The following is a 14,243-nucleotide window of genomic DNA, read 5'->3' as shown; positions in this document are numbered from 1 at the left end:
GTATGTATTCATGATGACGTTATGCCTATAGCGTGCAGTGCCACTTTGACAATATGGACTGCGTCAACCCTAAAGAAGCTGCGCAATTCCTGTCGTGTATCGCTTCGCCCGAATCCATCCGTGCCTAAAGTCAGGTATTTGCGTCCTGCGGGTATGTAAGCACGAATGCTCTCAGGCAGCGCGCGCACATAGTCAGTCGCGGCAATGATGGGACCTTTGCTGCTTTCAAGTTGTCGTTGTACAAATGGCGCCGTCGTGCCCAGACCATCAATAGCTTTGAGTTCACACGCAAGACCATCGCGTGATAATTCGCTCCAGCTGGTCACGCTGAATACTTCTGCGGCGACACCTTGTTCGGCCAACAAGGCTGCGGCTTTGATAACTTCACCCAATATCGCGCCTGAACCCATCAGCGTCACACGTTGTGCTCCTGCCGCTAGATGATTAGGCGCTGCTGACAGGCGGTAACAACCTTTGAGTAAATCTTCATTCACGCCTTCAGGCAAATCGGGTTGCGCGTAGTTTTCATTCATCAGGGTAACGTAATAAAACACGTCTTGTTGCTCGACCAACATTTCACGCATACCGCGGTCAATAATGACGGCCATTTCTCCTGCAAACGCAGGGTCGTAGGCTTTGCAATTGGGTATGGTGGCCGCGACCAAGTGGCTGCTGCCATCTTGGTGCTGCAGTCCTTCACCGCCCAGCGTGGTTCTGCCAGAAGTGGCGCCTAATAAAAACCCACGCGCCCGCTGATCAGCTGCGGCCCAAATGGCGTCGCCCACACGTTGAAAACCGAACATTGAGTAATAAATATAAAAAGGCAACATGGCCAAGCCGTGCACGCTGTAGCTGGTGGCAGCGGCTGTCCAGCTGGCTATCGCACCAGCTTCGCTGATGCCTTCTTCCAAGATCTGGCCGTCCATGGCCTCGCGGTAACTGAGCACGGATCCTATGTCTTCCGGTTCATATTGCTGGCCAACGCTGGAATATATGCCGACTTGTTTGAACAGATTGGCCATGCCAAAGGTGCGTGCTTCATCGGCGACGATAGGGACAACGCGCGGCCCGAGTTGCGGGTCTTTCATCAACTGCCCAAGAATACGCACAAACGCCATGGTGGTGGACATTTCTTTGTTGTCAGCATGCACGGCAAAACTTGCGTAGCTGGACAATGGTGGTACCCGCACCACTTCACAAACGGTTTCACGCTTGGGCAGGAAGCCACCCAGTGCAGATCGTCTGGCGTGCAGGTATTGCATCTCGGGCGCATCCGCTGCTGGTTTAAAAAACTCCAGGTTCGTGGCCTGCTCATCCGACAAAGGCAGATTGAAACGATTGCGAAAGGCCAGCAGGGCAGACTCGTCAAGTTTTTTCTGGCTGTGGGTGGTCATCTTTCCTTGACCAGCCTGTCCCATGCCATAGCCTTTTTTGGTGTGTGCCAATATCACAGTGGGTTGACCAGTATGTGTAGCAGCTGCTGCATAAGCAGCGTGGATTTTCACCAGATCGTGGCCGCCACGTTTGAGCCGGTCAATTTGCTCGTCGGTCAGGCCTTGCGCGAGTTGCGCGAGCTCAGGGTTTTGTCCGAAGAATGTCTCTCGGTTAAAGCGCCCGTCTTTGGCCGCAAAGGTTTGCATTTGCCCATCCACGGTGCTGGCAAAAGCTTTGACCAGCGCCCCGTGTGTGTCGCGTGCAAACAATCCATCCCAGTCGCTGCCCCAAATGAGTTTGATGACGTTCCAACCCGCACCACGAAACAATTTTTCCAGCTCGTCAATGATGCGACCATTACCGCGTACCGGGCCATCCAGTCTTTGCAAATTGCAGTTGACCACCCAGACCAAATTGTCCAAGCGTTCGCGCGACGCGAGTGTGAGGGCGCTCATGCTTTCTGGCTCATCCATTTCCCCGTCGCCGAAGACACCCCAGACTTTACGGTTTTGGCAATTGAGCAAACCCCTGTGTGTCAAATAACGCATGAAACGCGAATGGTAAATGGAGCTGATCGGACCAATGCCCATGGATCCGGTCGGAAACTGCCAAAAGTCTGGCATCAACCAAGGATGCGGGTAACTGGATAATCCACGTGCGCCTTCGCGCGGGGCTCTGAGTTCTTGGCGGTAATGCGATAAATCAGCTTCGCTTAAACGGCCTTCAAGAAATGCGCGTGCGTAAACGCCAGGTGCACTGTGCGGCTGGAAAAAAACCAAATCGCCGAGATGTTGTTGGTCGCGCGCGTGAAAAAAATGGTTGTAGCCGACCTCGAATAAATCAGCCGCACTGGCATAACTCGCGATGTGACCACCTAGCTCGCCGTAAGCGCCGTTTGCTTTAGCCACCATGGCCAGCGCGTTCCAGCGCATCAGCGAGGCCAATTTTTCTTCTATAGCCAAATCGCCAGGGTAAGGTTGCTGCGCTTGCACTGCAATCGTGTTGACATATGGGGTGACAAGTTCAGGCGACCATCCGATCTGACTTTGGTGAGCCAACGCAACCATCTGGTCCAACAGATATCGCGCGCGTTCAGCGCCATAAGCAGTGACAACGCCCTGGAAGGCTTCGCGCCATTCTGCGGTTTCTATCGGGTCGATGTCAGTGGTTTTTTGAAGCATATATCCATCTATTCACGTGTTTTCATTGCAATTTAATATAAAGAATACAGAGTGAAATAGGCTATCGAAAAAGCATGAAGTTAGGAGGTTAAATAGCATAAAATACTTAAAATTAATATTATTAAGGTGATTTATGCTTTTGGATGCGGTAGATTACAAAATATTAGCCCAATTGCAGGAGGATTCTTCCTTGACCAATGTTGAACTTGCCAAGCGCGTCCATTTGTCGCCGTCCCCTTGTTTGCAAAGGGTCAAGGCGCTGGAGGCAGCTGGCGTGATTCAACGTTACGTGGCGCTGACTCAACCGCAAGCCTTGGGGTTAGGGTTGAACGTATTCATATCTATCAGTTTGAAAGAACAATCTAAGTCAGGATTGGCGGAATTCGAGCAGCGCATCGCCGAGCACGACGAGGTGATGGAGTGTTATTTGATGACCGGTGACTCAGACTACCTCATACGCGTTGCGATTGCTGATATGGCGGCGCTGGAGAAATTTATTTTGGAGCAACTCACCCCCATACCAGGGGTTGAAAAAATACGCAGCAGTTTTGCTTTGAAGCAGGTCCGTTATAAAACAGCATTGCCCCTCAGAAAAAATAACTGAAATGGGCAGTGCATGCGTCGCGTGATTTATTTCTTTTCTGCTTTGCCAATAGCTTTTTTCAAGTCCTGATACTCCTCACACTGCACCCCACAAATTTTTTCTAATGAAACCAGTAGGTCTTTGGCTTTGGCGACCTCTTTGTTTTGAATATAGGCCACACCCAAGTATTCATGTGCGCCACGGTGCAAGGGATCAATACGCAAAGCTTCTTTGTAATTAAAAATCGCTTCAGGGTAGCGTTTGGCATTACGCAGGCTGTACCCAAGTAAATTAAACCCGTCTGCATCGTTAGGGTTTGCTTTGACAAATTTTTCCAGTGTAGAAATAGCCGAGGACCATTCCTTTTTTTGAATCTGTGATTTGGCAGCGGCCAGATCTGAACCGGGCTCTGAGGGGCCAGAAATGTCGGCCGCTTGAAGCGGGCCACACTGAAAGCAGATCAATATGCAAAAGAGAAAATATTTGTTCATGGTTGATGAAATTCAAAATGGTTGAAATTCATATTATGCGGATAATCTTGGGAACGGCCACATGCCCTGGCGCCATGAAGGATAATTAGAAGACCGATAAAGAATGTTGAAAAGGAGAACCGCCTCATGAAACTCACACCCGAACAGCACGCAAAATTTGACCGAGAAGGCTATTTATTTTTTCCTGGTTTGTTCACACCGGAGGAAACCACTACCTTGGTGGATGAAGTGCCGAATTTATACAGCCGTCGTGAAGCTTTCAACGTACGCGAAAAAGGCAAAGACGCTGTACGCACCAATTTCGCGGCCCATATGTATTCAGAACCCTTTGCCAAATTGGCTCGCCATCCGCGCATGATCGAACCGGTCGAGGATTTGCTTGGCGAAAAGCTTTACATGCACCAATTCAAGATCAATGGCAAGATGGCCTTTGAGGGTGATGTCTGGCAATGGCACCAAGATTACGGCACGTGGTTGAACGACGACATGATGCCTACTGAACGTGCCATGAACGTGGCTATTTTTCTGGACGACGTCAATGAATTCAACGGTCCGCTGATGTTCATTCCAGGTAGTCACAAAAAGGGCGTGATTGATGCCAAGCATGACTTGACCACCACCAGCTATCCGCTATGGACCGTAGATAACGACTTGATTACTCAACTGGTAGACCGTGCCGGCGGTAAGCAGGGCGGCATCGTCAGTCCAACCGGGCCGGCAGGCTCCATGATTTTGTTCCACAGTTGCTTAGTGCATGCATCGGCCAGCAACCTCTCCCCTTGGAACCGCGTCAGTGTTTACCTCAGCCTTTGTGCGGTATCCAACCATATTCGTCGTCACAAGCGTCCCGAGTTCATTGCGCACCGTGATTTCACCCCGATCGAATGTTTGCCGGACGATTGCCTGACCAAGTCTTACCCAGTTGATTTACCTTGGACCAAGGGCCTGCCCGCCAGTGCGCTTGTAACAACTGATGTACCCTTAGATCAGACAAAAAACGCGGCATGAGTCTTTACCAACAATTGCAGCAGCGTGCTGCTCAAAACAATCCCATACGTGTGGTGTTGATCGGTGCCGGCAAGTTCGGCGCCATGTATTTGGCACAAGTACCCCGTACCCCAGGTGTCCACCTGATGGGTATTGCAGATTTATCTATCGATAACGCGCGGACCAATCTGGCGCGTGTTGGCTGGCCTGTGCATCAATCGTCGGCCAAAAGCCTTGACGACGCACTCAAGCATGGCCTGACTTGGTTGACCCAGGATTGGCAGGCGTTGGTTTCGCACCCGTTGGTAGATGTGGTGGTTGAATGCACCGGAAACCCTATCGCTGCTGTGGAGCATTGTCTGGCTGCGTTTGCGCACGGCAAACATGTGGTGAATGTCACCGTCGAGGCAGATGCATTTTGCGGCCCTCTGCTGGCGCGCAGGGCTGCTGAAGCAGGCTTGGTTTATTCACTCGCTTTTGGGGATCAGCCCGCTCTCATTTGCGATCTCGTGGATTGGGCGCGCACTTGTGGCTTCCCGGTCACTGCGGCGGGCCGTGGCCACAAATGGCTGCCGCATTTCAGTGAATCCACACCCGACACAGTCTGGGGCAATTACGGTTTGACACCTGAACAAGCCGCACGAGGCGGTTTAAATCCCAAGATGTTCAATAGTTTTTTGGATGGTTCCAAACCTTCCATTGAATGCACGGCAGTGGCCAATGCCACTGGCCTGCATGTACCGTCTAACGGATTGTTGTATCCACCAGCCAGTGTGGAGGACATTCCTTTTGTGACCCGGCCGCAAAGCGAAGGTGGCGTGCTGGAACGCAAAGGCATGGTAGAGGTGATTTCTTCGCTGGAGGCAGATGGGCGTGTGATTCCTTATGACATTCGAATGGGTGTCTGGGTCACGGTAGAGGCCGAAACTGATTACATCAAACACTGTTTCGAGGAGTACAACGCGCATACCGATCCCTCGGGCCGCTATTTCACTTTGTACAAACGCTGGCACTTGATTGGCTTGGAAGTGGGCATGTCGGTGGCCAGTGTGGCATTGCGCGGCGAAGCAACAGGTGTGGCACAAGGCTGGCATGCTGATGTTGTGGCTACAGCAAAACGTGACTTAAACGCAGGTGAAATCTTAGATGGCGAGGGCGGTTACACGGTGTGGGGAAAATTATTGCCTGCACAAACCTCTGCTCGCATAGGCGGTTTGCCGCTTGGACTGGCTCACCAAGTCAAATTGGTACGTGATGTCAAAAAAGGGCAGTCCCTGTGCTGGGATGATGTTGACATGGACATATCTTTGCCAGCTTTTAAATTGCGTAGGGAGATGGAAACTTTGTTCAAGCATTAACCTCTGGAGTTTCAACGTTTACTCAATTCGCTTCGCAGCACTGTCATCAACAACATCCATTCACCACCGTTTTGCACTGTGAAGGTAAAGCGCTCCCTCATGCCATTGTTCATTTCAATCTCATGCCAATGTGGAAAGATGGATACCCCTCCCTTGCGAACAGCTGTGTCGGTGAATGAAATTTCTATATGAATGAAAGAAATTTCTTCATTACTGTCAAATGATTTGAAATACAGGCCGTCCGACAGCAAATACAACACACCCGTCGGTAAAGAAAAGCGACTGCTGGTGTTTGCCGGCCCATAGGCAATGATTGTTTTGTTGATTAATTCAACTGGTATGGTCTGCTGAATAATTTGGCGTGTGTCATGGGACTTGTACAGAGCAAAAGCAAGTCCAATTCCCAAAATGCTAAGTGCGTAGATATTGTTCAGCGTCACAACAAATACGGCTATTGCCACCCATAAAAAGGGAGTTAACAAATCCATCCGCATCTGCCATGGTCCACGAGAAATCAGCAGTGAACTGTTGTCTAAAGTGTTGGCCAACACCAAGGGCGAAATACTGGGTTTTTGGCTTTGTACATGGGGCAAATGTGACCCGCAGTTTTGGCAAAAAACGTTTTCGCTAGGGTTGATGAAATAACAGCTGGTGCAGATCATGTATGACTTTCAATATGCATCAGGTTCAATGGGTTTTTTCTTTGGCTTGACTGCCTGCTGCTGGACTCTCATGGGCTGCAGCAGGATGATTTGAATCGGCGCTATCGTGTCCCTCTTTGGCTGGCGTTTTGTCATGTTCGGTATCTGACTGTTCTTGAGCTGTTTTGCTGGGAGAGGCTGATTCATGGCTGAGAAAGTTATATATGGCCAATGAACTCAACACCACGGTCAATCCGCACATCAAACCTATGATGAAAATGATGAAACCACCACTGCCTTCAGTACTGTCGCCGGCATTGGAGGATGCAGATTTTTTTGTTTGAGCAGCTGACTCATCTATCTTTTTTGATATGGCTTGTAATCTGGTTTTTAAATCATTAACCATTTGAGCCATTGGGGCCAAACTTTTTTCTAAGTTCTCTGTCACAGTGGCATTCGATGCCAGCATGGACTCAATTTTGCTGATAGTTTGAATCGTGACTGCTTCTATATTGGAGGAGTTTTGCGCAATGTTTTGACTGAAAAACTTTTGCAATTCAATTTTTTGTTTTTCCAGCAAAAGTTTGAATTCATCTGGCATTTTGACTTCAACATGCGCAGCTGGTTCCTTGGCATATTGATTTAACAAATCCAATTTGGAATCGATTTTCGATTGTTGTTCAATGACCTCTTTTAGCAATGGCTCAACGGGATTGGGTTGTGATTGCAGGTAAGCTTGTTGTTGCGCTGATAAGGAAATGAAGTCAAGCAGGTGCGAGTGCTTTTCAAGCAAACTTTTGATAGTGTCTTGATCCGCTTCCCATTGAGCCACCCATTTGGTTGTTGCATCATGTTGGCTTGTTGATTGCGAATCTTCAGTCTTGATAACCGGTGTAACCAATTGATCAATGCGCTTGTCTGAAACAGGTAACTGTTGTGGAGGTAAATTTAAATCAATATTTAATATGGTGTTGTGTTCAGCTGATGGCTTAGGAAGTTCAATGGTAAATACCAATTCATCCACAGCGTTGCTTGACTTGATTTCGCTTACAACTTCGCTTTCATTCAACGCACTCTGTTGAACTGAAGTTGGCGTTGCTTCAACCGTTGGAATGGCCGGCTCCGCTGCAATTGGTGGTTCGTCGCGCTTAAACGGCGCGCCACACTTGCCACAAAACTTGGCAGTGATAGAGATGGGTTTTCCGCAAGCTAAGCAATCCATTTTGATACCTGTGTTTTTCATTCAGATGAATAAATTCGGCACGGAGAGTATTTACCTGAGCCAGCCTGGTGTTCTTCGCAATCCCTGATCACAATTTGTTCAGCCTCTTGCTGTCCTTTGTCTGTGTAAGCATCTGCACAATAGGCCGATTCGCCGTCGAAACTGTAGACAAAGGCTTTGTATGGCTTATCCGGAAAGGTTTTTCGATTGAATCTTTCAAACAATTTTTTGCATTTTCCGTACAACGGCGGTCTGTACAAATTAGCTAAGGGTTGGAAACGGCCCGGCTTTTCTTCCATTGCCATGTCTTGATTGACTTGATTTTTCTCATCTGTATCAGTTTTTAATTGATCTTCTTTAGACGAGTGATCACTGGACTGATCTCCATGTGCTGTTTTTTCATGGTCACTGCCCTGGTCTGAAGTGATCAACTCTCCATGAGTCACTGATGATTTAACCAGTGTCTTGGAATAAAAATACATTGGCACATTGATGATGGTCATCAATAAAGTCAATGCGAATAATTTATTCAAATTTGTCATGGATATCAAAAAATTCAATATTGGCGATGGGTTGCACGCAACTCTTGTACCAAGTGGATCGGATGATGATGCCCCGACTTGAGGGAGATTGCTTTTATGAATTGATAATATCGACTGAAATCTTGTAATAAAAAAAGATTTACTATTCAAATAATTGAATACCTTAAAATTTATTCTTGATTAATTTGGGTTAAAATTTATTCTTTTTTACAAATGCTATACCCAACTCAAGGATATGTATGACAGATCAGCTTTCTGAAAATAATATATTGTTTGTGGGAGAAGGTGTTACTTTTAACGGTTCTATTTACGCGCCTGGACTGGCCAGTATCCACGGTTCCATCACAGGGGAAATCAAAGTTCATGATCTGCAAATAGGCCTCAATGGCAATGTAGCAGGCTTTATAGAAGCAAAGACCATAGATGTACATGGCGTTTTATCAGAGAAAATCATATGCCATGAACATATTCTTATTCACACGCATGGCAACGTTAATGGGCAACTCAATTATGCGGATATTGAAATAGAGAAGGGCGGACAATTTCAAGGCAACATGACTCAACATCCGCCTGTCATCCCCGTTAGCAGCGATGAAGCTATCAATCACAATAGCTGATAATATTACTTAAAAAAACAAATTAAAGTATTCTTTTTTGAATCAATTTACAATAAATCAAAATTTTTTGGTTTTTTTCAAAGACTTTTGTCATCCTCCATGCAGTTTCATTCGTTAACAACTATACGATTGTTAACGGAAACTCGTATGAATAAGTCAACTCAAGTACAAACAGATCGGCTCACTGCCGAAATTGACTACCGATATCAGTATGTTCCCTCTGAACACACACCTATCAGAAATACATTCGAAAGAATCCGAACACAACTGGCGCAAGAAGCAGAACAAAAAAGCCGGCCTGTTTCCCGTCTTTATTCCGGTTTCAGGGCCGTTAAAGCCTGATTTTTTTAGCGACATGGCGACTATGATGCGTCATGGCTCTTAAATCGACAGTTTTCAAAGCTCAGTTACAAATTGCTGATATTGATAATGCATATTACGCGGATCACTCCCTCACATTAGCCAGGCATCCCAGCGAAACTGACGAACGTATGATGGTACGGTTGGTTGCACTCTCACTGAATGCTTTCCAACTGCAAAATATTTGTAACGGCGATGGCGTTTTGGCCTTTGGCGCAGGGTTGTCTGATCCGGATGACCCTGATGTTTCACTTACCGATTTCACTGGTCGAAAAAAACTTTGGATTGAAGTCGGACAACCTGACGATAAAACCTTGCAACGTGCTGGCAGCAAGTCTGATCAAGTATTGGTTTATGCCTTTTCATCATCTGCTGACATTTGGTGGAAGAGCATAGAAAATAAATTACAACGTCAGAAAAAATTGGCCGTCTTTCGAATTCCGCATGAAGCATCTCAAGGCATGGCCGCCATGGCTGAGCGCAGCATGCAATTGCAGGCAACTATTCAAGAGGGCGGATTGACTCTCAGCAGTAATTTGGGAAGCGTTAATTTTGAAACCATCCAGTGGCTTTGATTATTTAGACGCAATCACTAAAGGGTAAATAGATGACGACAATGATGAAATTCATAAGCCATGGTTCTGGTGGTTCACCTGATGTGATGCACCTGGGTGAAACACCTGTACCTCATCCTTCTGCCAGAGAGGTACTCATCAAGGTGGCTTACGCTGGCGTTAATCGACCTGATTGTTTGCAACGAAGCGGACGCTATCCACCACCTGCTGACGCATCGCCTATTTTGGGCTTAGAGGCTTCTGGACATATCGTTGGCATGGGCGAGGGTGTGACCCAATGGCAAATAGGTGATGCAGTTTGCGGTTTGGCGAATGGCGGCGCTTACGCTGAGTACGTGTCAATTCCTCAAGGACAGGTTTTGCCAGTTCCCAAGGGACTCAGCCTGTTACAGGCAGCTGCATTGCCGGAAAACTATTTCACTGTATGGACCAATGTATTTCAACGGGGTCGTTTGCAAAGCGGTGAAACTTTTCTGGTACACGGCGGTTCTTCAGGCATCGGCTTGACCGCCATACAACTGGCAAAAGCATTTGGGGCAAAAGTATTTTGCACTGTTGGAAATGATCACAAGGTAAGTGCTTGTTTAAATGCGGGTGCGGATGTGGCGATCAATTACCACACACAAGACTTTGTTGAAGAGTCTTTGAAAGCAAGCGATCAGAATGGCGTCAACATGATTCTTGATATGGTCGGTGGTGACTATATGCAGCGTAATTTAAAAACCTTGGCTTTAGACGGTAGGCTGGTTCAAATCGCTTTCTTGCAACCTTCCAAAACAGAGGTTGATTGGATAGGGTTGATGGTCAAGCGGTTGACTTTCACTGGTTCCACCTTACGTCCTCGCACAGCAACAGATAAGGCTCAGATGGCAAATGAGTTGAAAATCACGGTGTGGCCATTGCTAGAGCAGGGGAAATGCCTTCCCGTGATTCACCAAGTATTTGAACTAGCGGACGTGGTTAATGCGCATGTATTGATGGAATCTTCAGCTCATATTGGAAAAATCATGTTGCAAGTCGCCGGTGATTGATTCTTTGCTCTTTGATTAATTCACATGATGAACTCTTACGCATTAAGGCTAAGCCTCTTGACACATGCATGGGCAAATCAACCCCCTTTGTTTTTCATTGACAAATTGGAGTTGCCCCAGGGCAAGCATTTATTTATTCAAGGTCCCAGTGGATGCGGAAAAAGTACATTGCTCTCCTTGCTATCAGGTGTTTTGCAGGTGCAATCTGGGGTGTGTGAAGTGCTCGGCCAGGACATGAGCAAACTCGGTTCAGTTCAACGCGATGCGTTGCGTGGGGAGAAAATCGGAGTTATTTTTCAACAATTCAATTTACTGACTTACTTGAATGTGGCATCGAATGCTTTACTCCCCACCCGTTTATTTCCTAGTCGCGTTGCGGCTGCCACGCTTGAATGGGGCAGCCCCATGAATCAGGCCAATTCACTGGCTTCGGCACTGGGTTTGAATAAAAACTTGTGGCAACAATCCGTGCATACATTGTCAGTAGGCCAGCAACAACGCGTTGCAGCTGTTCGTGCGCTCATGGGTGCCCCCCAATTATTGATAGCCGACGAACCCACTTCAGCGCTAGATGAAAGCAATCAATTGGAATTTATCGACCTTCTTCTTAAAACAGCAGAGCGACAGCAGGCCAGCGTCGTGATGGTCAGCCATAACCCAAGGCTTGCCAATAGATTTGACCAGGTATTTCATATGACATCTGGTGTAACTGTATGAATCTCTGGTTGTCATTGGCATGGCATAGTGCCTGGTCACGTCGTTTTGCATTGGTATTGGTGACTGTGTCTGTCAGTGTTTCCGTCTTGATTTTGCTTGGTGTTCAACAATTGCGAGAGGATGCCAAGCGCAGTTTTTCAAATGCGGTGAGTGGGGTTGATTTGATTGTTGGCCCCAGAGGCAGCGCGACTGAATTGATGCTCTACAGCGTTTTTCAAATCGGTCATCCAAGTAAAAACATGGGTATCCATGGCTTGGCTGAAATTCAACGTATGCCCCAAGTTCGTTGGGCAGTGCCCATACAGCTGGGCGACACTTACAAGGGTTACCCTGTGATGGGTACCACTTCCACCCTATTTACTGAATTTAAAAGCCAAGGGAAAAGTGTTGAATGGGGACAAGGCCGAGCATTTGGAAACCCATTTGAAGATCCTGAGGCTGTAACTGAAGTCGTGTTGGGTGCAGAAGTCGCTGGCCATTTTGCTCACAAGATGGGGGATAAACTTATTCTGACGCATGGTGCTGGTGGTGGCCCTGAAGATACCGATCATGATGATCATCCCCTGGTGGTGGTGGGGATTCTCAAAGCGACTGGTGCTCCTATTGACAGAAGTGTATTGATGAATTTGGAAGGGTTTGAATCGATGCACCAGGGATGGGGCATGGGTATTTCACCCAAGGCTCTGAAATCTGCTGCAGCTTCATTGCCCGAACCCGCCTCTGCTAAAGAATTGCAGCCTGTCAATTTGTCAGCTGTTTGGGTTGGTCTACATAACCGTGCTGACGTGTTTTCTGTCAAACGAAAAATTGAAAGTCTTAGCCGCGATCCGTTGATGGCTATTCTTCCAGGTGTGGCCTTGGATGAATTGTGGCAAGTAGTGAAAATCGTTGAAAACAGCATGGTCGTGATTGGTGCCATGGTGTCAGTCAGTGCTATGTTGAGTGTGGCAGCGGTATTGCTGGTTGCAATGAGTGGGCGTCGAAAAGAGTTGGCCATACTTCGTGCCATGGGAGCTGCTCCTCGCGCCTTGATGGGTTTTGTGTTGATTGAATCTGTGATGGTGTGTTTCATCGGTATAGTCATGGGCTACGTCATCAGTCAGTTTTTGATTGTGTTCTCACAAGACATGTTGCGAACCGGTTATGGGGTAGTGGTTCAACCTGGTTTGCCAAGTTCACAATCTTTGTTCAGCATGGGTGCATTGTTTGTCGTATCCGTGTTGGCAAGTTTGTTACCCGCTTGGCGAGCCTACAGCTTGTCGTTGATAGATGGATTGCATCCACCTTCTGTGTAGTTTGGAAATTGATATGTTTACAAATAACTTTCTGCTTCAGCGCCGCCACATATGTTTTGCTTTGGCTGGCTTGACCATTACCCACCATGCATTAGCAGAGACTGAGGGGTATAAAACCATTGAATGGAATGATTTGATGCCTGATCCCTGGGTGAAGGAAATGTCCAAAGAAATGGCCGCGTTGAGCAAACTTTCATACATGCAGGACACCAGCGACGAAGCCAACAAGGCCATGAATGCCGTACGTAAAAAATTGGATGAGGCGCCCATAGTCAAAGCACAGCTGAATAAAAAAATTCGTATCCCAGGTTATGCGGTTCCACTGGATGCAGAAAGATCCGATAAACGCGAATTTTTACTTGTGCCTTATTTCGGCGCATGTATTCACACCCCGCCACCTCCCGCCAATCAAATCGTGTTGGTACGGCCTACTGCGCAAAGCAAGATAAAGAAAATGCCGGAGTCTATGGACGTATTGTGGGTAGAAGGCGAATTAAAGGAGGGGCGTATCAGCACATCTCAAGGTGTCAGCGGTTACATGCTGGAGGCTGTCACCATTGCACCATATGAAACCAAGCCTGCCAAGCGCTGACCTACAATAGGTAATTCTTGTAACTTTGAGCACAATGGAAAATACCGATCCCACTGAATTGGCCGAGGCCGCAAACAACCCTTTTAAAACTTATTGTGCGTTGTTGGTTTCTGTATTGGCCATGGTTTTAGCCATCAATAATCTGGGCGGAAGCAATACCGGAAAAGATGCAACCATGAACAATATATTGGCTTCAAACATGTATTCTTTTTACCAAGCCAAAAGCATCAAACAAACACAATACAAAGTCGCTGCTGAAGAATTAGAAATACAACTTACATCTGATAAATTGAATGCCGCTACAAAAGAATTGCTACAAGCCAAATTGTCAGCTTATAAGAAAAACCTAGAGCGGTACGAATCCGAGCCTGACACTGGTGAAGGTAAAAAAGAACTGATGATCAAGGCTAAGGAGTTCGAGCAGTTACGTGACTTGGCCTTGAAAAAGGATCCTTGGTTTGATTATGCTGAAGGACTTTTACAGCTAGCCATTGTGCTCACCTCTGTTGCTATCATTACAGGTAGACGAATTATGGCCTCTTTGGCTTTGTTTTTGGGTATCGTTGGAACGGTTTGCACATTCAATGGTTATTTTCTCTTTTTCTGAACATTCTTGA

General features: G+C 47.1%; 16 protein-coding genes. 11 read left to right on the top strand and 5 right to left on the bottom strand.

Going from position 1 to position 14,243, the window contains the following annotated elements:
* Positions 1-8 precede the first annotated feature (8 nt).
* Positions 9-2,615: an alpha-ketoglutarate dehydrogenase gene (mdeB, locus tag AC9UG7_RS05910; RefSeq protein WP_509585513.1), complete on the bottom strand. Its 2,607-nt coding sequence runs from the start codon at positions 2,613-2,615 to the stop codon at positions 9-11.
* A gap of 133 nt (positions 2,616-2,748) precedes the next feature.
* Between mdeB and AC9UG7_RS05905 the strand changes: the two genes are divergently transcribed.
* Positions 2,749-3,219: an Lrp/AsnC family transcriptional regulator gene (locus tag AC9UG7_RS05905; RefSeq protein ID WP_509585511.1), complete on the top strand. Its 471-nt coding sequence runs from the start codon at positions 2,749-2,751 to the stop codon at positions 3,217-3,219.
* A 26-nt stretch (positions 3,220-3,245) separates the two neighbouring features.
* Here the strand turns inward: AC9UG7_RS05905 and AC9UG7_RS05900 are convergent, their stop codons facing one another.
* A complete protein-coding gene (locus AC9UG7_RS05900) occupies positions 3,246-3,689 on the bottom strand; it encodes a tetratricopeptide repeat protein (RefSeq protein WP_509585508.1) in 444 nt (147 codons plus the stop codon).
* A 126-nt stretch (positions 3,690-3,815) separates the two neighbouring features.
* On the opposite strand from AC9UG7_RS05900, the gene AC9UG7_RS05895 reads away from it, so the two are divergent.
* Entirely contained in the window at positions 3,816-4,697 is an 882-nt protein-coding gene (locus AC9UG7_RS05895; protein WP_509585505.1) for a phytanoyl-CoA dioxygenase family protein, read from the top strand.
* Entirely contained in the window at positions 4,694-6,034 is a 1,341-nt protein-coding gene (locus AC9UG7_RS05890; RefSeq protein WP_509585503.1) for an NAD(P)H-dependent oxidoreductase, read from the top strand. The genes AC9UG7_RS05895 and AC9UG7_RS05890 overlap by 4 nt, the downstream gene beginning before the upstream one ends.
* A gap of 11 nt (positions 6,035-6,045) precedes the next feature.
* Here the strand turns inward: AC9UG7_RS05890 and AC9UG7_RS05885 are convergent, their stop codons facing one another.
* The 3 genes from AC9UG7_RS05885 to AC9UG7_RS05875 all read right to left on the bottom strand — a co-directional run bounded on the left by AC9UG7_RS05885 (position 6,046) and on the right by AC9UG7_RS05875 (position 8,400).
* Positions 6,046-6,585, bottom strand: coding sequence for a hypothetical protein (locus tag AC9UG7_RS05885; RefSeq protein ID WP_509585500.1), 540 nt, complete (start codon positions 6,583-6,585; stop codon positions 6,046-6,048).
* Between the two features lie 136 nt (positions 6,586-6,721).
* Entirely contained in the window at positions 6,722-7,897 is a 1,176-nt protein-coding gene (locus tag AC9UG7_RS05880; RefSeq protein WP_509585497.1) for a zinc ribbon domain-containing protein, read from the bottom strand.
* A 17-nt stretch (positions 7,898-7,914) separates the two neighbouring features.
* Complete coding sequence (locus AC9UG7_RS05875) at positions 7,915-8,400, bottom strand: hypothetical protein (protein WP_509585495.1); 486 nt, start codon at positions 8,398-8,400, stop codon at positions 7,915-7,917.
* Between the two features lie 278 nt (positions 8,401-8,678).
* Between AC9UG7_RS05875 and AC9UG7_RS05870 the strand changes: the two genes are divergently transcribed.
* The 8 genes from AC9UG7_RS05870 (at position 8,679) to AC9UG7_RS05835 (ending at position 14,233) form a co-directional block, all read left to right on the top strand.
* Entirely contained in the window at positions 8,679-9,056 is a 378-nt protein-coding gene (locus AC9UG7_RS05870) for a bactofilin family protein (protein WP_509585493.1), read from the top strand.
* Between the two features lie 193 nt (positions 9,057-9,249).
* Positions 9,250-9,441: a hypothetical protein gene (locus AC9UG7_RS05865; RefSeq protein ID WP_509585490.1), complete on the top strand. Its 192-nt coding sequence runs from the start codon at positions 9,250-9,252 to the stop codon at positions 9,439-9,441.
* Positions 9,431-9,991, top strand: a complete 561-nt coding sequence (locus AC9UG7_RS05860) for a YaeQ family protein (RefSeq protein WP_509585488.1) — start codon at positions 9,431-9,433, stop codon at positions 9,989-9,991. Before AC9UG7_RS05865 ends, AC9UG7_RS05860 begins: the two co-directional genes overlap by 11 nt.
* A gap of 44 nt (positions 9,992-10,035) precedes the next feature.
* Positions 10,036-11,022, top strand: coding sequence for an NAD(P)H-quinone oxidoreductase (locus AC9UG7_RS05855; RefSeq protein WP_509585485.1), 987 nt, complete (start codon positions 10,036-10,038; stop codon positions 11,020-11,022).
* Positions 11,023-11,046: 24 nt separating this feature from the next.
* The gene (locus tag AC9UG7_RS05850; protein ID WP_509585482.1) at positions 11,047-11,739 is read left to right on the top strand and encodes an ATP-binding cassette domain-containing protein; all 693 of its coding nucleotides are present in this window, start codon (positions 11,047-11,049) and stop codon (positions 11,737-11,739) included.
* Positions 11,736-13,034, top strand: coding sequence for an ABC transporter permease (locus AC9UG7_RS05845; protein ID WP_509585479.1), 1,299 nt, complete (start codon positions 11,736-11,738; stop codon positions 13,032-13,034). The genes AC9UG7_RS05850 and AC9UG7_RS05845 overlap by 4 nt, the downstream gene beginning before the upstream one ends.
* Positions 13,035-13,047: 13 nt before the next feature.
* A complete protein-coding gene (locus AC9UG7_RS05840; protein WP_509585477.1) occupies positions 13,048-13,626 on the top strand; it encodes a DUF3299 domain-containing protein in 579 nt (192 codons plus the stop codon).
* A gap of 34 nt (positions 13,627-13,660) precedes the next feature.
* On the top strand, positions 13,661-14,233 hold the full coding sequence (locus tag AC9UG7_RS05835; RefSeq protein ID WP_509585474.1) for a DUF4337 domain-containing protein: 573 nt from the start codon (positions 13,661-13,663) through the stop codon (positions 14,231-14,233).
* Positions 14,234-14,243: the final 10 nt, after the last annotated feature.

This window comes from Limnohabitans sp., assembly GCF_046052765.1.
Lineage (GTDB): Bacteria > Pseudomonadota > Gammaproteobacteria > Burkholderiales > Burkholderiaceae_C > Limnohabitans.
This window is presented reverse-complemented; position numbering and strand designations above follow the sequence as displayed.